A 17899-nucleotide genomic window follows, 5' to 3' on the forward strand; every position below is an offset into this window, starting at 1 on the left:
CTATTTCAGAACCTCACTTATTGTTTTACAAAGAATGGATATATCCCGTAAATTTTTATCATCACGTATTGAAAAGTTATCAATTAGAAAAAAAACCTCTTCTAATAGTATAAGGAGAATAGATTCAAATCTTAAATTTTCGTCATAAAAATCAAGCCTACACTTCACATTTTTAATTGACTCGTTAATATTCTGATTATGCCTATAATCACTTAATAGAATAAAAATATCATAGAATGCATAAGCAGGTCCATAAAACTCAGTATCGATAATTGCTAATTCACCATCATCCATTATCAATACATTGCCACGATTTAGATCACGATGAGAGTCTAGAACATTCACATATTTTATTTTTTGTTTATCAAGCACTGACAATAATTTATCACTATAAAATCTAAAATCATTTACAATATCTTCATTATAATTATGATTAAAGCTAAGCATATTGATAAATTCAGAACACTTATCAACATAAAGGTCTCTATAGCTGGAATAAAGTTTTTTATCTGAAGAAGAACGAATATTTTTAAGCAGGGAGCTAACAAAATCAGCCTCCACTTTGAAGTTCACACTAATATCAAACCTATTAAGAGCAATTCCTGACAATCTTTCCTCTTTAATCACCCTATTATTTTCTTTTAAAGATACAACTTTTGGACTGATAAATATGTCACTATTACATGAACATAATGTTGAATTATTATATATAGGCGTACCAGGGGTTAAATCAACAATAAGGTCACTATCAAGGTTCTTGTTGGAAAGCCTCACTCTATGATTGCCGAAAAATATACAAATAAGATCAGCAGGACAGCGTAAACTAATACAGCCATTTCGTATTCCTAGTTTACTCTTCATTTTGAATAAAAAAAATTCAGACAAAACCAAAAGACTTCTTAAAAAATTATAGCTTCCTGTACGCTTCTCCTTTGTCAATTTGAAGTATTGCCTTAGTGAAATAGAGGTTGAGACGTATCTTTTAAAGATTGGCATATAATAAAAATATACATTTTTAAAACCAAACCCTAAACTTGAAATTTCTGACTGCAATTCATTAAACCATACTTCAAGTGCAGCATCTTTATCATTAATCATTGTGTATATAATTTCTCAATTTTAGTTACTATAGAATTCCAGGAAAAATTTTCACAAACAAAAAGGTGATTATTCAATCTATCTTTACTACTTAGATTATTATTATTATCATAAAATTGAATTAGAGATAAATATGATTCAGAGCCAGATGGATCATAAATCTGAATGTGTTCTGTGTACAACGGAGAATCCCATGGAGTAGCACTAGTCGTTAATACTGAACAACCTAAAGCTAATGCTTCTATAATAACAAGTCCAAAACTCTCACTTTTAGAAGGTAAAACAAGCATATTATACTTACTATAAATATTAGACCGTTCTTCTTTTTCAACCCTTCCTTTAAACTTAATTTGTCCAGACAAACCTAACTCATTAACTTTCATTTTAAGGGAGTTAACGTAAGTTGTACTTCCATATCCATAAATATCCAAGGTAAGTTCCTTTCCAGATTTAACTTTCGATTTATGTATATCTTCAATAATAGACTCCAACCCTTTCACTGGAATAATTTGAGACATAAACAATAGAGTAGGGTTAGTACACTCCTCAGCTTTAAAACTATTTAACAGAGAATTATCAACACCATTGGGTATTATTTCAATTCGTGAATCAGCGGGATTTAGTAACAATGAAAGAAACTCAACCCTTTCTTTTTGCGAATTTGCAATTATCTTATAAGAAGATTTAACTATGAATCCTTGATACAATTTAATAGCAAGTATTTTTTTGTATTTCCCACTACTCATAAATGAAGAAGCAGCAAGAAGCCCATGGGGTTGGTAAATGCACTTCACTCTACTTGGCAATAATCTCATGATAATTGAAATAATAAAAAACTCTTTAGACCATGCCCCATGTATATAAATATAGCTATTTTCATTTCTAATTAACTTGTAGTAAAGTTTAAATATGTTAACAATGGATAAACTTCTAAAATAGGCTTTACTGCCTGGATGATACTCACTATAACCAATATTACCATAAAAAAACTGCCTCACCCCATTAAGATTAAGCTTCATTAGATCTTGTACCACAGAAGATATACCACCACCATCTTCAGATAATGCAGGAGCTATATGATATACATTGACAACATCATTACTCATAAATTTGATTTTTCTTTAATCAGTTTAAAGTTTTCTTCGATGGATTTATTTCCATCTAGTAGAAGTTCAAAGTCATTAATCACCTGTTTCTCATTATAAAAATTAACTCTTATTTGCTTTTCTTCATCAGTATCAGGAAATGGTTCAAATTTATTTTTACATCTATATATAGAAGTTTCATAATCTATAAAAATACCGACTTTGAATATCTTAGGGGATAACTTACCTATTATAAAAATAAATGCTTTATACATAGGATCTTGTAATATTTCACTGCCGAACAATACTTTTAAATCAATTATCGAATCACATAGCTGCCTGTCTAACAGCAATATTTTATTAAACGACTTTATTCTTGCTTTGATAATAAAAATCCAAAAAAGCTCTATTAACGCCAATGTAATCCAAACCCTCTGTACAAATGGATTTTTTAAACCTTTTGTCCTTACATCTGATCGACCAGGTTTAGGTAACTTTTTACCGAGTATCGCCCTCGCAAGAGCTTTCAGTTTATCCATGCCAGGTGTGTAGCCAATTCTTGTCCATAAAATATTTACTTCATATTCTTTTTTTATCATTTTGATATAAGTTGACTTACCACAACCATCAATACCTGAGAATCCAACTATCATAATTTAAAATCACCCCCTTAAGTACCTTCTATAAAGTGAATTTAACTTCCTGTAATATTCAACATCGACTTTATACCTAAATAAATAGGATTTGAGTAACTTGATATATGAGTGCACTACACCAGATAACAAATATGACAAAACTGAAACACCATTTAATTTTGAATAAGTAATCACTGATTCAAGTAAGATTTCAACCGACAATAGTTCCACACGTTCCCTATGCCAATCTAAATGCAGGTAAAGCAAGTCCTTATCATAAACAATTTCATAACCTTTTTTTAAGGCGCGCAGTGCGACATCAGACTCTTCACAATATAAAAAAATATCATCAGTAAATAACCCTATTTCTTTGAATTTTTCAATATCATAAAAAGTAAGCGCTCCGGACAACGCCATATATTTATGAACAAATGGAACCCTGTTAATCAGCTTATTAAAAATAGCTTTAATTATTGGGAATTGATACTCTGGCCTAACAAAATAACTTTGAGACAACTTACTTAATTGCTTACCTGAAATAGCTAAAACATTACTATTATCTTCAAAATTAGTGACAACACTAGAGATAAAGGGCTTCACAAATCGAACATCAGGATTTACAACACAAGCATACTTATATTTAGCATAGGAAATAGCAAGGTTATTACCTACACCATAACCAGTATTAGTACTTGATAAAACATAGCTAATATCAATATCATAATCAACTCTCAACCTGTTAACAATTTCCCTTTCTCGTCCCTTACCATAATTATCTATAACAATAATCTCAATATAATCTTTAGGCACATCAAGATAATAAAGAATGGACTCTACTAAGCTACCTAATTCCATTTCAGACTTATAACATACTATAAGAAAAGATATACCATTCAATTGAAAACCCCCTTTAAAATATAGAAACTAACTTTCTCTTAAAAATCTTTCTTGTGAAATAAATAAGCCATAGAAAAAAACCAACCAATATAAAAGCTGGACTGAAACAACAGTTAAATTTGCTGAGAAAAAATTTGTAAGCGAAACAGATAGAACAATTACTGTATAGTATATGCCAACACCACAAGCAGTCGTGTTAAAAATCAAATATAATAAACTAAAAAAGTACAACAAAAAAAACACAACGCCATTTTCAATTACTAAGGATACAAATGAGTTTTCTACATAGAAAGCCTCTAAACCATTTGAATTACCATGTTGAGATGCAGTACCACTGCCTGTACCAAATAACAATTCTGACACATTGAGTTCACTTATGTGGCTTAATGCATTAATCATAGAAGTAAACCTAGTATCATAAGCGCCTGCTTCGTAATCAAATACAGATAAAACATATGGAAGCTTCCCCATGCTTTCATAATAAATATACATAATCAAAAAAGATGCGACAGAAAACAAAAGTAATGATATATACCTTTTATTATAAACCAAATAAAACAACGAAAACAAAAAAATTATAATATATGAGGACCTGCTAAACATCAAAAAGAGCGGAACCACCATTATTGCATAGATAAAAGTCTTATTTTTTACGTGCAACTGACTACACATTACCATTGCTAAAAAAATTGCAACTTCAATTGAAAAAATTATAGGATTACTCAAATTAGATGGGCGATAGGTCCACTCTTTCACTTCAATATCCATAACACCAAAAAAGTCGTAACTATAAAATGCACGAATATAAAAAATCAATATATTTATAACAAAGTATACTAAAAGAACGTTGACTAAATCCAAGTTTTTATTAACTATTTCCCTTGCTGCATAGCAAGCCATTATAGGGATAATAACAAACCTAGCCCCCCCCATAAAAGCAGATACCAGACTTACATCTACAATCAACATTTGAAAAAAAAGTAAAATTAAAACCACCACAATCAACAATAACGAAAACAAATTAGCCAAGTACCTTTGCCTGACAATAATAAACGAGAAATAAATAAACCAATAAAAAAAATAAACCAATGAAGTTGATTCAACACCGGTCAAACTTTTTATTAAAGGTCCAACACTAACTATCAGCAAAAAACCTACGAAAGAAAAAAATAAATTCTCATGAGATGCAACATAAAAAATTATTATTAAGGTGATAATAGATAACATATTTAAGGATTTTTAAAAGTTATATGATTTATTCAATCGATATCCAAGCACGTTGTTTTACACAATATCTTTTAACTACTTTAGCTGGATTACCAACGGCTATTGAAAATTCTGGAACTCTACCCACAACAACGGAATTAGCACCAATAACTGTACCATTTCCAATTGAAGCACCCGCCAAAATGGATACTGACTCACCAATCCATACATTATCACCTATAACTACCGAATCATCGTTCGTAATAAGACGTTGAGAAGGTGGTAAATCCGGGCTTTGATGCTTAAAACTCATTTCTTCTGAATAATAACCATGGTTATGATCAGTAATAAAAATTTTACTTGCCATTAGAACATTATCACCGATTACCACCTTATTTGTACATCCGATATGAACATTATCATTCAAAAAAACGTTATCCCCAATCATTAAAACTGGTGAAAAACATTGATCACCATAACTTGTAATAGCTTCTAAACGTAAGTTCAATCCTGCATAAAAGTTATCACCTATTGTTATATTTTTATGCCCACTGACATGAAAACCACTTTTTAAAAAAACTTTATTAGATTTTTTAAATTTTTTGCTATAAAAAACAAAAAAAACTTTTTTAATTACTAAAATAAAGGTGTTAACCACCCCTTTACGCTTTAAATTCTCTATTACTTTTAAAAAAATCATTTTCATATGTCATACCCTGACAGCCTTTTCAATTACCAATCTTATATCTTCAACCCTATTAACCCAAGTGTTATTAAAGGAAAACTCCTTGCGCTTTTTAGGTAATCGCTCACCTTCCTCATCTAAAGATAGTTTAACCTTTTCGTAAAAGTCATCATCATTCTCACTTACATATAAATAATCAGCAAATTTCATTATTTCATCGTATTTTGGTACCACTACGGGCTTACCAGAACTCAAGTATTCATAAACTTTAACCGGGTCAACGTATTTTATTAACTCATTCGTAATAAAAGGTAAGATACAAACATCAAAATTCGCTAAATAACTTGGTAACTCTTCAAAATTCTTTGGTCCTAGAAAGTAAATATTAGTGTGTGATTGGCACTTTTCTTTTATTGAAACACATGAAACTGGTCCTATTATTAAAAAATCCACATCTGGCAACCTTGACGCTAAGTTAATCAATAAATTAACATCAAACCATGACCCAACACCACCGAAATAGCCCACTATTTTCCTATTCACATTGATATCAGAAGGAGCCATCACTTCAGCCTTATCAATATTAAACCTATCAAATGTTGCCGCATTATTAATCACGGTGACCTGTTTAGCCCCTATACCTTTCAGGTGTTTTGCTAATGATTTTGAGCTTGAAAAAACTACATCCGCTACTTTTACAAGGTTGATTTCATCATAATTGTTTTTCTTGATAATACTTTCATCACTTGTAAATTGGTCATACTTATCCATACAATCATATACTGTTATGCCGTTGAAGCTTTTAGGAATGTACTTTACCTGACTTGGATGAGTAAACCAAAGCACATCATTGTTATCAATTTTCATTATGTATTTGAAGTAAAAACTCAAGAAAAACTCATTAATAAACTTTACTATAAAAAAACTTCCTCTTGGTAAAAGTCTAATTCTTTTTACAATCAACCCTTCATTTGAATTAAATGATTTCAAACCAATATCATCACCTAATTTATGTGGCCTCATTTCTTTATTGCTAAATGGAAGTATATTGAAATATGTCACATCGTAATACTTACTTAAACCCTCAGCTATGTGTTGTGGTCGTTGCTTGGTTACATACCAATCAAGAAGTGAGAAATAAAATATTTTCATAATTTGTCTCGTTAGTAAAAATCTTTTTAGAAAGTGCGCACCCTGCACTTCATTATTAACAACTTAAAAATACCGCCTTATTTTAACAAGCTTACCCCTTCCCTCGACACCCTATATCATTAGTCTATAGCATTTCAACCTTCACTCAATATCTATGACGTCAATTAACATATACACTTTTAAGACCTAAGTTATAAATTACAACATTCTTATTTTATACAGGAACCACCCCATTAAAAAATAAAACTGTAATCAACTTTGTCAATTTCATGCACACAAAAATTACACCCAATCAAATCTAAATATCGTGCAAAAGTTACTTCAACCGCAATCAATAAGAATCTTTCACCTTCTCATTTAAATGCTTTTCATTCCAACAAAAGACAAAACAAAAAAGTAATAGATTAAAAAACCAACATGGTAAAATCATTTATTACCATATAAGCGCATAAATAGGTATAGTAAAAATACAGCACTTGGTAAAAACACTATACTCCGCAATAAAAAACCTACATTACACACATTCAACAATAGCAAAAAAGTTAAAACACACCATATACATATAGCTTCGATAGATAGCATTGTTTTATTGGGAACAACATTTTTTGCCTTGTAAACTGGCAACAGTAATAAAGTAATTATTATGTATGAAATTAAAAGTGATGCGCTTAGTCCAGGTGCACCAAAATCAACTAAAAGATAGCTAAAACTAACGACTGATATTGCCCACAACAGGTTATCTAAAAAACCCCACCACAAAAGATTATTAGTAACCAAAGCCCTTGACAACCCTTCCTTGTACATTATGATTATTGTGCTATAAACAACAAGTGAAAATGTAACTTTAAAATTATTTGTTGCATACTCATTACCAAAAATAAAATATATTACCTCTGGAAAGCATAAAAGTGGTATTGCAACAAACACTCCTATACTCCAAGAAATAACCATATTCATAACTTTTAATTTCTTTGTTGCATTCTCAGCTTCCTTAGACAGGATTGATAATAGTGGTGCGCTCAGCGTACTCCCTACAAAAAGTATTAAAGCTTGAAAAACTAAAGCAGCAGTTAACAAACCAAGTTCAGAATAACCATCAACCTGATTGGCTAATATAGCACGGCTTAACCAATTTGCAGGCCCTATCATTAAAGTACCGAGTAATGCTGGAAAAGCAAAATTAGTAATTGTGGTTAATTCTTTTTTTAATCCCTCATAGACAACAATCACACCATTCCTAATTAGCTCACCCCTTAAAACTATAAAGTTTAGAATCCAATTAATAATTAAATTTATAGCTAAACCCCAAACTACCCCAGTTAATCCATTGTAGTAAACACCTAAAGTAAGAATTGGGAATGATAAAACACCAACAACAAAATTAACTATAGCAATAGCTTTGAATGATTCAAGCCCTGCTAAGGTTCCCGTTTGCACGCTATTTAAAGCATTAAAAAAAACGATTAAACTCCCAATTTTTAAACAAAGCTCTAAGTGAGGTGCGTTTAATGAATTACTAGCTAGCCATGGCGATAATACAAACAAGCTTAATGCCATTAAAGTACCAGAAGCTAACGAAATTAAGCGCGCAATTGCGATCACCCTTCCAGTTTTCTGCAAATCTTTTTGCCGAAACTGTGCGATATACTTAGTTGCCATAAGTCCTAAACCAAAACCAGCGATGACACCTATCATACTTACTGTAGACTGAATCATACCCAGTTCGCCATAGCTAGCACTACCTAACAACCGCGCCACTATAATCATGGAACACAACATCAATCCTCTAGATATAATTGCCCCGGCCATAGACCAAAATATACTTAAAGCAAGTCCTGAGCCAACTTCAGAATCTTTAATTTCATTAACAGCATCTTTTATGTTTAATTTAAATGGTGTTTTTTTATTATAAATTGATAAAAAAAAAGATTTATTTATTTTTTTTATAATTGAACTCATTTGCATATTAGATTTTCTCTAAATTTTTGATTATATTTTCTCAAGCCCTTGTATTCTAAATTTATTAGTAGCAATTCTCTTATACACACGGGTAGTTTTTCAGCAACACTAAATTTAATACCTTGTGCATTTTCCTTAGTAGCTTTTCGCAAGTTCACCACAAATGCGCTGGCATGCTAGGCCATCACCATAGGGGTTATGGGCAAAGCTCATGGCATCGTAAGCTTGTTGATTGGTTAACAGTTCGTTAAGGTTTGTAGTGATCGCCGCGACATCAGTGCCCACTAATTTAACTGTGCCGGCATCAACCGCTTCTGGGCGTTCTGTGGTGTCGCGCATAACTAATACTGGTTTCCCTAAACTCGGGGCTTCCTCTTGAATACCACCAGAATCAGTCAAAATAATGTGTGCTCTGTCCATTAAATAGATAAATGGCAAATACTGCTGGGGCTCAATTAATATTACATTGTCCACTTGGCCTAATATGCGATTCACCGGTTCACGCACATTAGGGTTTAAATGCATAGGGTATAAAATTTGGCAATCTGGGTGCGCTTTTGCGGTAATGGCTAATGCTTCACAAATACGCTCAAACCCTCCACCAAAACTTTCGCGCCTGTGACCTGTCACTAAAATAAGTTGTTTGTTTTTGTCTAAATAGGGAAACTGTGCATCTAATGTTGCTAAAAGATCAGCATTATTATTGATTTTATTTTTAATCATTAATAAGGCATCAATCACCGTATTACCGGTTACGACTATATTTTCAGGGTTGATATTTTCGGTTATTAAATTATTTTTAGACGTTTCTGTGGGGGCAAAATGATATTTTGTCAAACTGCCGGTTAATTTCCGGTTGGCTTCTTCCGGCCATGGTGAATAAATATTGCCTGTTCTTAGACCTGCCTCTACATGCCCTACTGCAATTTGCTCATAATAGGCGGCTAAGCTTGCAGCAAAAGTGGTTGCGGTGTCGCCATGAACCAACACAACGGCTGGTTTAAACGCTTGCAGTACAGGTTTAAGCTCTAACAAAATTCGAGCGGTGATTTCATTTAGGGTTTGCCCTGCTTTCATTAAATTCAGATCGTAATCAGGGGTGATTTCAAAAAGATCCAATACCTGATCCAACATTTCACGATGCTGGGCGGTCACACACACTTTTGCATCAAACCTGTTATCCGCCGCTAATGCATGGACCAGTGGCGCCATTTTTATGGCTTCGGGTCGCGTTCCAAATACCGTTAATATTTTTATCATTGCTTTGGCCCTTTAATGCAAATTCTGTTTATTAATATTGGTGGTTATTTGCTGGCTTGTTTTAAAGCAGTCGTCGACACAGCTGACTGGGGTAAACCCGGTAGGGGCTTGTTCTAACACCTGGCGCACTTGTTCAAACTGGTTACTGGTTAATGCCGTGGTTAACTGTTGCAATATGGCATCCAGCTCGGCTTGGGTGATGCTGATTTCCGCCGCGGTCGAAATTTTTGGGTGCAGCGTGCCTTGGGCGTTGTCACCAATTAATAGTTCTTCATACAGTTTTTCACCCGGGCGCAGCCCCACATAATTAATGCTGATGCCGTCTTGGTGGCTGGGGTTGTCATTGCTGGTGTTATTGGCGCTTGGCTCAATGTATTTATGGCCCGATAGGGTGATCATTTTTATGGCTAAGTCTTTAATTTTGACTGGCTTGCCCATGTCCAGCACAAACACCTGGCCGTGGCCGCCCATGGCCCCCGCTTGGATCACTAACTCGGCGGCTTCCGGTATGGTCATAAAATAGCGAATAATTTCAGGGTGGGTAATGGTAATTGGGCCACCATTTTTAATTTGTTTTTTAAATAGTGGCACCACTGACCCGCTAGACCCCAACACATTGCCAAATCGCACCATGCATAATTCGGTGTTGTGGCTTAAGTCTTTGGCATTGGCCTGCAACACCAGTTCGGCCATACGTTTCGATGCCCCCATCACATTGGTCGGGCGCACTGCTTTGTCGGTCGAAATTAATACAAATTTTTCTACGTTGGCATTAATGGCGGCGTTCACACAGCTTTGGGTGCCAAACACGTTGTTTTTTACCCCGGCAATAATGTTTTGTTCAACCAGCGGCACATGTTTATAGGCCGCCGCGTGGTAAACCGTATTAATGCTAAAGTGGTTTAACACCTGTTGCACCCTTTCTTGGTCTTGTACGTTGCCCAATATCGGCACAATGTTAATGGGGGTTTCCAGGTTAATATTGGCCGCTGCTAACTCGCTTAATATTACATATAAACTGGGTTCAGATATTTCAAACAACACCAAGGTGGTTGGCCTTTGTTTTACTATTTGGCGACATAGCTCACTACCAATGGAGCCCCCCGCACCGGTCACCATTACGTTTTTGTTCATAATATTTTTGGCCATTAATGCCAAATTGGGTTCCACTTTGTCGCGCCCTAATAAATCGTCAATCGACACTGGGCGAATGTCGTCTACGTCCAGCTGACCTTTTATGAGTTCTTCCACATGGGGAATGGTCGACACTTCTATATTGTGTTGGCTTAGGTCGTTTAATATTTCGGCTCTGGCTTCTTCCGTTAAACTGGGTATGGCAAATATAATGCGCACTACCCCATGGCGTTTAATTAATTTGGCCAGGTTTGCCGGGTGCGCCACCATGGTGTTTGACACCCGGCTGCCCACCAGTTGCGGATCAATGTCTAATAAAAATTCAACTTGATATTTCGGGTTCAGCCTTAACAACTGCACCAGTTGTCTGGCGGCCGCACCAGCGCCATAAATGGCCACTTTTTGTGGTTTGTATTTTTTATATTTTTCAGCCAGCCCGCGCACCAGCAGCCTTGGGGTGGTGCTGATTAGCAATAAAAACATGCCATAATCAAACAGCATAATGGGCGTTACACTGCCCGCCAGCATATAAACGCCAAAACCAAACACCAGGGTTGACACCGCAGTGGCGATGGTTTGGGTGTAAATATATTCAAGGGTTAAATACCTTAACACCGCGCGATACAGCCCCAAGGCCCGATAACACATCACGGTGATCAGCGCTAATAACACTAAGGTAATAATAAAAGAGGAGGAAAATAAGGTGGGGGTTTCAACGTTGGCAATGTGTAACGCACCAAAAAATGCCACCGCAACGGCAGTCACTTCTAATACGACACCTATCATGCGTTTGATGATTCGCGGACAACGCCAAAGCTTTTCAACTAAGGGGGTTGAAATTGAAACTGTTTCCATAATTCTCTATCCGAGTACGCTACCGCCCTTGAGTTATAGGCCTCAAAACCTCAAAAGAAACGGTAACCTGGGATACTCCAAGTAATGCTAAGTTAGTTACTTAAGCTATCAATAGGAGGAGAGAAAATGTCTCAGTCCTTGAGAACGTCAGCTTAATTATTAAGGTTTACACACTTAATATAGTGCAATATTTGCACATAGCATGAGATAAAAGAAGCCATTATTTAACACAAAATAAACAATTGATTAATATTTGAGCTGTTTTTAACATAAATTAATACCTGTATCAGTCAAAAGTTTGACGCTGTCAAATTTTTTACCATTTATCAATAAGTTACAAGTATAGTAAAAATAGCCACCGTTGGTTGATTTTTATTCAAGCGATCACCATGTAAGACATGTCTTACAGGATTTAAGGGATAATTGGAAAGTAAGCACCAACAATTTACTTTGGCCGCGGGTTGATTTTTCAAGTTTTTAACAAATAAATCCAGCATGGCACTTGGGTGTTTATTTTTTACCCTTTTTGAGGCTGAATCAGCCAATTATTCACTAACTTTGATTGTTTGCTTAAGCTATGGCTTGAGTTCAGGTAAACTGCACTCGTTTACAGTCACAGTTGGAAAATATTCATCATAATGGCAAGGAAGTTTGATTATTTAATCGTAGGTAGTGGCTTTTTTGGTGCCGTGTGTGCCCGCCAATTAACCGATGCCGGTAAGCGGGTGTTGGTCATCGAAAAACGCGACCACATTGGTGGCAATGCCTACACCAAAAACATTGATGGCATTCATGTTCACCAATACGGTGCCCATATTTTTCACACCAACGATCAAAGTGTTTGGCAATATGTGAATCGGTTTGCCCAGTTCAACCGTTTTACCAATTCCCCCTTGGCTAAGTATCAAGACAAACTTTATAACTTGCCGTTTAACATGAACACTTTTTACCAGTTATGGGGGGTGACCACCCCACAACAGGCCAAAGCAAAAATTGCCGAGCAACAGCAAGAACTCAGTGGTAAACAGCCCGAAAACCTAGAACAACAAGCCATATCACTGGTTGGCCGCGACATTTACCAATTGTTAATCAAAGGCTATACCGAAAAACAATGGGGTTGCAAAGCCACCGACCTGCCAGCGTTTATTATTCGCCGCTTGCCGGTGCGTTTTACCTATGACAACAACTATTTTTCTGATACTTATCAGGGCATTCCCATTGGTGGCTACACCCAGTTGTTTGCCAATTTACTTGAGGACATCGAGGTTCAGTTACAGGTTGATTATCTGCAGCACAAGGCGGACTATGACAACATGGCTGAGCATGTGATTTACACCGGCCCTATTGATGCTTACTTTAATTATGAACTGGGCACTTTAGATTACCGTTCATTAAAATTTGATCATCAAATCTTAGCCATGGCCAATGCCCAAGGTAACGCAGTGATCAACCACACCGAAGCCAGTGTGCCCTACACTCGCACCATCGAACATAAGCACTTTGACCCGGTTGATACCCCACACACGGTGGTGACTTACGAATACCCAGCCAATTGGCAATTAGGCGATGAACCCTATTACCCGGTCAACAATGACAGCAATCAAGCCTTGTTTAAGCGTTACCGCAGCTTGGCTAAAAACCAGCCACAGGTGACCTTTGGTGGACGCTTGGCGGAGTATAAATATTACGACATGCACCAAGTGATCCGCTCGGCATTAAACACAGTGTCAAAGTTATTAGAAAATGGAATTGAACAATAATGAAACCGAATAAAGCTTTTTTAATTATTGCCCGTGTGGGGGACAGCTCTTTACATGGTCAGTGGTTACAGGGGGCGAATCCGCTGTTTGATTTGTATTTAAGTTATTACGGTGACACCCAGCAACGCTACCAGCAAGATTGCCAATTTTACGAACAACAAAAAGGGGGCAAATGGCCAATATTGGCTGAGATTATTGAGCGCGATTGGGACGTGATCAGCCAATACGATGCCGTGTGGTTACCCGATGATGACTTAATGGCTGATGCCGCGACCATTAACCGCATGTTTAGTTTGTTTTATGGGTTAGGGCTGCAATTGGGGCAACCGGCATTAACCATGAATTCCTATTATTCCCACCCTAGCCTGCTGCAACGACCACAGTCATTGGTCCGCATGACTAACTTTGTTGAAGTGATGGCGCCGGTGTTTTCTGCTTCGGCGTTGGCCCAGCTTAAACACACGTTCAGCCAAAGCAAGTCCGGCTGGGGCTTAGACAACCTATGGCCGCATTTATTAAATAACCAGGGTATTGGTATTTTAGATGCCACCGCGGTGGTGCATACTCGCCCCGTTGGCGGCGAACTTTATAAAAACAACCCAGAACTTTCGCCCCAGCAGGACAAATACACGCTGCAGGCACTGTACCCCCAGTTCAATATTAAACGCAGCCGCTTTATTAATAAGTTTAGAGTATTTAGCCAGGCCAAATTAGCCAGCACAAGTCACCAGTTAGTGGCCTTTGTTAAAGGTAAAATACAAAAAATCACGGCAATATCGAAGGCTAAGCGCCATATTAAATTTGGCCAATAATCATATCGCCCAAACCTGGTTTGGGCTTAGGTTTAAAAAGGCCGCTTGCCTTGGTCTATAATTCACACTCTATTAATGGACTATTGTTTAATATGCGTATTGTTTTTTGGTCATTGTTAATTATGTTGTTGGGAACGGGGGCCAGCCACAGTGCGTCCTTGTATTTACCCCTAAATAACCACCCCAGTTTAGAACATGACATTGATCGTTTGCTATCGATTACGTCTGCCCCTAGTTTTAAAAAACCCTATACCCTTGATTTGGTTAAGCGCTATTTGCCGCATATTAAAACTAGCCATCCACAACTGCATCGCCGCATCCGTCAACAATTGCAAAAGTTTAGCCATGAATTGGCGCTTACTAATGCCAATTTGCAATTGTCAAAAGGTTGGGGCCAACAAAATGTGTTTAATGCCCGTGGCCAGCGGGTGGCTGATACCTTTGCTGGCCAAGTTAGCGGCCATGCGGTTATTAATGATTATTTAATTGCAGCCGTGGGCGCTAACTACACCACTAAAAACGGTGTTAACCCCACCAATAGCTATTTATCCGTTGGGGGTGATTGGTTGCAAGTGGATATTGGCCTGCGGGAACGTTGGTTTTCTAGTTTTACTGATTCTGCCATGACCATGAGCACCCATGCCCAGGTGTCGCCTTCGATGACTTTTAGTAACCCTGTGCCATTGGGGGATTGGCGCTGGCAATACGAAATCAGCTACAGCGAGTTAGAACAGGTCGATTGTATTAAACCAAAGGGCAAAGCCTGCATGCAAGGTCGGCCAGAGCTGTTAAATTTCACCTTGAATGCGATGCCCGTTGATTGGTGGCAAATTGGCTTTGCCCGCCATTTACAGTTTGGTGGTGATGGGGTTGATCGCAGCTGGAGCGAGGTTTTATTGGCACTGGTGTGTCCCGTTTGCGTGCAGTTAAACAATAACGAAAACCCCTGGGGTAACCAGCTGATGGTGATCAGCAGCCAGTTTAATGTCAATGTGGGGCAACCCATGAGTGTGGCTTTTGAATATGGCGGTGAAGACACCGCCGGTGATTCAAATTTTGATTTTGGCAACATTACCATGCGTGCCAGTGTGTTTTTACCTGTGTTCACAGATTCAAGCAGTTTAAAAGTGGAATGGTCCAGCTGGCAAACTGGCTGGTATAGGCATTGGATGTATCGAAATGGCTTTACCAACTTTGGCAATGTGATGGGCCACTGGGGGGGGGATGAACGCTACAGCATTGGTGAATGGACCGGTGGTAGCAGTTTGTCCGTTATGTTTAAGCAACGCTTTAGTAACCACAGCCAATGGTTTAATACTGTGCGGATGTTGCAAAACCAACAACAGTTTAATCAATACCACACAGGATTTGAACTGGACAGCAAATACGGCTTTGGCGGTGACTGGAACCACTTTTACTTAGGCATACATGCTGGCAAAAATGTATTTAACGAAGGTTATGGAAGGCTTTATGCGCAGTATATTTATTAAATTAATTGGCCTGGGGTTATGGGCCAATGGTGGCATGTTCACCCCCAGCTATGCCGAACCCTTAGCATTTAAAGACATTAATTTTAAGTCAGAGGTAAGTTTTGGTATGGGTTACCAAAGGGCAAGGCGTGGCTTGCTGGAAAAGGGCCGCTACAGCCCTGAAGAATTAGCCCTACTAAAAGCCCGCCCCGACGACAACATGCTGACCAGCACCGTTGAGTATGCCGTAAGGGCCGATGTGTCAAACACCATGCAACTTGGCTTTGCGGTGGGGTTTTTAGGTGACATTAGCCATTTTAAAAGTAATAACAGCTATTTTTTGGTTAAGGCGGTGGATTTTAAATATCAAATCAACCCAAACTGGTATGTTGGCCTGTACACTGGCGCCGCCATGGGTAACCACTATGCCCCTGCTTTTGGGTTTTTAACTGGGGTAAATGTGGGTTACCAGATTAACCACCACTGGGGGTTGAACCTTGATATTCGACCTGACCATTCGCTAGACGCCGACGACAATTCGCCCAAACCCTATGGTGAGTCCAACATTCGCAGTTATAACTCGGCCACATTGAAAATGACCTATCAGTTTTAAGTTCTAAGGAATAAATGCTACGTTGGTTAAAACATTGTACGGCCACCCTGTGGCCGTACAATGTTAGCGCTTAGTTTTAGTGCTTGATTTACTGAGCACTTTGTCATTGGTGCTTAGCGTTTACAGCTCAGAAAAGCCGTTAGGGTTTTGACTTTGCCACTTCCACGAACTGGATACCATGTCGGCTAGCCCTAGTTTAGTTTGCCAACCTAACACTTGTTTGGCCTTTTCTGGGCAGGCATAAAATTCCGCTAAATCACCATCGCGGCGTGGCGCAATTTCGTATGGTATGGTTTTACCTGACGCTTTTTCAAAGGCATGCACCAATTCAAGCACACTGATGCCCTTACCAGCCCCAAGGTTAACCTGTAATAAACCAGGGGCACTGTCTAGGTGCTTAAGGGCGGCTAAATGACCTTGGGCTAAGTCAACCACATGAATGTAATCACGCACACCGGTACCATCGATAGTTGGGTAGTCACCGCCAAAAATGGCTAACTTATCGCGCTTACCCACTGCCACTTGGGTAACAAATGGCATTAGGTTGTTAGGGATCCCATTGGGGTTTTCACCAATTTTACCTGATTCATGGGCACCCACTGGGTTAAAGTAACGCAAGCAGGCAATGTTCCAGCTGTTGTCTGACTGGTATAGGTCTTGTAAAACCCGTTCAACCATGATTTTAGATTGGCCATATGGGCTGGTTGCGCTGGCAATGGGTAAGCTTTCAACATAGGGCAATACACCAGGATCGCCATACACTGTAGCCGATGAACTAAACACTAGGTTTTTACAGCCGTGCTTGGCCATCACTTCACACAACACCACTGAACCGGTGACATTGTTATGGTAATAGCGAAGGGGTTGTGCCACTGACTCGCCCACCGCTTTTAGCCCTGCAAAGTGGATCACCGCGTCAATTTGATGAGTATTAAAAATGTTGTCTAGTAATTCGGCATCCAGAATGTCGCCTTGGTAAAAGGTCACTTCTTTAGCGGTAATTTCAGACACGCGTTCTAGGGCGATTTCAGAACTGTTACTTAAGTTATCAATCACAATAACTTGTTGGCCGCTTTCCAGTAGCTCGACTACCGTGTGACTGCCGATATAACCGGCACCACCAGTCACTAAAATAGACATATAAAATCCTTTCAATATTACTTATAAACTTGATGACAATAGCGCCATGATAATTTGTGCGGCTAAAAATCACTAAGGTCTGATTATTTAACCTTACCGCCTTGAATGCAAGCAACATTACCCACGATAAAAAAAACAT

At 37.8% G+C, this 17899-nt stretch carries 15 protein-coding genes; 4 read left to right on the forward strand and 11 right to left on the reverse strand.

Features of this window, described 5'->3' with window-relative positions:
* The 10 genes from GFB48_RS00085 to GFB48_RS00130 form a co-directional block, all read right to left on the reverse strand.
* A complete protein-coding gene (locus GFB48_RS00085; RefSeq protein ID WP_163929926.1) occupies window positions 1–1098 on the reverse strand; it encodes a phosphotransferase in 1098 nt (365 codons plus the stop codon).
* Window positions 1095–2204, reverse strand: a complete 1110-nt coding sequence (locus GFB48_RS00090) for a glycosyltransferase family 4 protein (RefSeq protein ID WP_163929928.1) — start codon at window positions 2202–2204, stop codon at window positions 1095–1097. The genes GFB48_RS00085 and GFB48_RS00090 overlap by 4 nt, the downstream gene beginning before the upstream one ends.
* Window positions 2201–2836 carry a hypothetical protein gene (locus tag GFB48_RS00095; protein ID WP_163929930.1) on the reverse strand — a complete coding sequence of 212 codons (636 nt, stop codon included), beginning with the start codon at window positions 2834–2836 and terminating at the stop codon, window positions 2201–2203. The genes GFB48_RS00090 and GFB48_RS00095 overlap by 4 nt, the downstream gene beginning before the upstream one ends.
* A 9-nt stretch (window positions 2837–2845) precedes the next feature.
* Entirely contained in the window at window positions 2846–3715 is an 870-nt protein-coding gene (locus GFB48_RS00100; RefSeq protein WP_256377978.1) for a glycosyltransferase, read from the reverse strand.
* A 27-nt stretch (window positions 3716–3742) separates the two neighbouring features.
* Entirely contained in the window at window positions 3743–4942 is a 1200-nt protein-coding gene (locus GFB48_RS00105) for a hypothetical protein (protein ID WP_163929934.1), read from the reverse strand.
* A gap of 28 nt (window positions 4943–4970) precedes the next feature.
* Entirely contained in the window at window positions 4971–5627 is a 657-nt protein-coding gene (locus GFB48_RS00110; RefSeq protein WP_163929936.1) for an acyltransferase, read from the reverse strand.
* A gap of 3 nt (window positions 5628–5630) precedes the next feature.
* Window positions 5631–6758 carry a glycosyltransferase gene (locus GFB48_RS00115; protein ID WP_163929938.1) on the reverse strand — a complete coding sequence of 376 codons (1128 nt, stop codon included), beginning with the start codon at window positions 6756–6758 and terminating at the stop codon, window positions 5631–5633.
* Window positions 6759–7184: 426 nt separating this feature from the next.
* A complete protein-coding gene (locus tag GFB48_RS00120; RefSeq protein ID WP_163929940.1) occupies window positions 7185–8723 on the reverse strand; it encodes an oligosaccharide flippase family protein in 1539 nt (512 codons plus the stop codon).
* Between the two features lie 129 nt (window positions 8724–8852).
* Window positions 8853–9974, reverse strand: a complete 1122-nt coding sequence (gene wecB, locus GFB48_RS00125) for a non-hydrolyzing UDP-N-acetylglucosamine 2-epimerase (RefSeq protein WP_305848750.1) — start codon at window positions 9972–9974, stop codon at window positions 8853–8855.
* A gap of 15 nt (window positions 9975–9989) precedes the next feature.
* Window positions 9990–11966 (reverse strand): nucleoside-diphosphate sugar epimerase/dehydratase, encoded by a 1977-nt coding sequence (locus GFB48_RS00130; protein WP_205597648.1) that lies wholly within the window; start codon window positions 11964–11966, stop codon window positions 9990–9992.
* A gap of 638 nt (window positions 11967–12604) precedes the next feature.
* Between GFB48_RS00130 and glf the strand changes: the two genes are divergently transcribed.
* The 4 genes from glf to GFB48_RS00150 all read left to right on the forward strand — a co-directional run bounded on the left by glf (window position 12605) and on the right by GFB48_RS00150 (window position 16620).
* Window positions 12605–13726 carry a UDP-galactopyranose mutase gene (gene glf, locus GFB48_RS00135; RefSeq protein WP_163929944.1) on the forward strand — a complete coding sequence of 374 codons (1122 nt, stop codon included), beginning with the start codon at window positions 12605–12607 and terminating at the stop codon, window positions 13724–13726.
* Complete coding sequence (locus GFB48_RS00140) at window positions 13726–14538, forward strand: DUF707 domain-containing protein (protein WP_240464803.1); 813 nt, start codon at window positions 13726–13728, stop codon at window positions 14536–14538. The genes glf and GFB48_RS00140 overlap by 1 nt, the downstream gene beginning before the upstream one ends.
* 92 nt (window positions 14539–14630) lie before the next feature.
* Window positions 14631–16028 carry a capsule assembly Wzi family protein gene (locus GFB48_RS00145; protein ID WP_163929946.1) on the forward strand — a complete coding sequence of 466 codons (1398 nt, stop codon included), beginning with the start codon at window positions 14631–14633 and terminating at the stop codon, window positions 16026–16028.
* Window positions 16009–16620, forward strand: a complete 612-nt coding sequence (locus tag GFB48_RS00150) for a hypothetical protein (RefSeq protein ID WP_163929948.1) — start codon at window positions 16009–16011, stop codon at window positions 16618–16620. The genes GFB48_RS00145 and GFB48_RS00150 overlap by 20 nt, the downstream gene beginning before the upstream one ends.
* A 120-nt stretch (window positions 16621–16740) precedes the next feature.
* On the opposite strand, the gene galE is transcribed toward GFB48_RS00150, so the two are convergent.
* Window positions 16741–17760 (reverse strand): UDP-glucose 4-epimerase GalE, encoded by a 1020-nt coding sequence (gene galE / locus GFB48_RS00155; RefSeq protein ID WP_163929950.1) that lies wholly within the window; start codon window positions 17758–17760, stop codon window positions 16741–16743.
* Window positions 17761–17899 lie beyond the last annotated feature (139 nt).

Origin of the sequence: Paraferrimonas sp. SM1919 (assembly GCF_010993985.1) — a bacterium.
Lineage (GTDB): Bacteria > Pseudomonadota > Gammaproteobacteria > Enterobacterales > Shewanellaceae > SM1919.

Coding starts and splice junctions, on each gene's coding strand:
- GFB48_RS00085 (WP_163929926.1), bottom strand. CDS start 1,098: ATGATTAATGATAAAGATGCTGCACTTGAAGTATGGTTTAATGAATTG.
- GFB48_RS00090 (WP_163929928.1), bottom strand. CDS start 2,204: ATGAGTAATGATGTTGTCAATGTATATCATATAGCTCCTGCATTATCT.
- GFB48_RS00095 (WP_163929930.1), bottom strand. CDS start 2,836: ATGATAGTTGGATTCTCAGGTATTGATGGTTGTGGTAAGTCAACTTAT.
- GFB48_RS00105 (WP_163929934.1), bottom strand. CDS start 4,942: ATGTTATCTATTATCACCTTAATAATAATTTTTTATGTTGCATCTCAT.
- GFB48_RS00110 (WP_163929936.1), bottom strand. CDS start 5,627: ATGAAAATGATTTTTTTAAAAGTAATAGAGAATTTAAAGCGTAAAGGG.
- GFB48_RS00115 (WP_163929938.1), bottom strand. CDS start 6,758: ATGAAAATATTTTATTTCTCACTTCTTGATTGGTATGTAACCAAGCAA.
- GFB48_RS00120 (WP_163929940.1), bottom strand. CDS start 8,723: ATGCAAATGAGTTCAATTATAAAAAAAATAAATAAATCTTTTTTTTTA.
- GFB48_RS00130 (WP_205597648.1), bottom strand. CDS start 11,966: ATGGAAACAGTTTCAATTTCAACCCCCTTAGTTGAAAAGCTTTGGCGT.
- glf (WP_163929944.1), top strand. CDS start 12,605: ATGGCAAGGAAGTTTGATTATTTAATCGTAGGTAGTGGCTTTTTTGGT.
- GFB48_RS00140 (WP_240464803.1), top strand. CDS start 13,726: ATGAAACCGAATAAAGCTTTTTTAATTATTGCCCGTGTGGGGGACAGC.
- GFB48_RS00145 (WP_163929946.1), top strand. CDS start 14,631: ATGCGTATTGTTTTTTGGTCATTGTTAATTATGTTGTTGGGAACGGGG.
- GFB48_RS00150 (WP_163929948.1), top strand. CDS start 16,009: ATGCGCAGTATATTTATTAAATTAATTGGCCTGGGGTTATGGGCCAAT.
- galE (WP_163929950.1), bottom strand. CDS start 17,760: ATGTCTATTTTAGTGACTGGTGGTGCCGGTTATATCGGCAGTCACACG.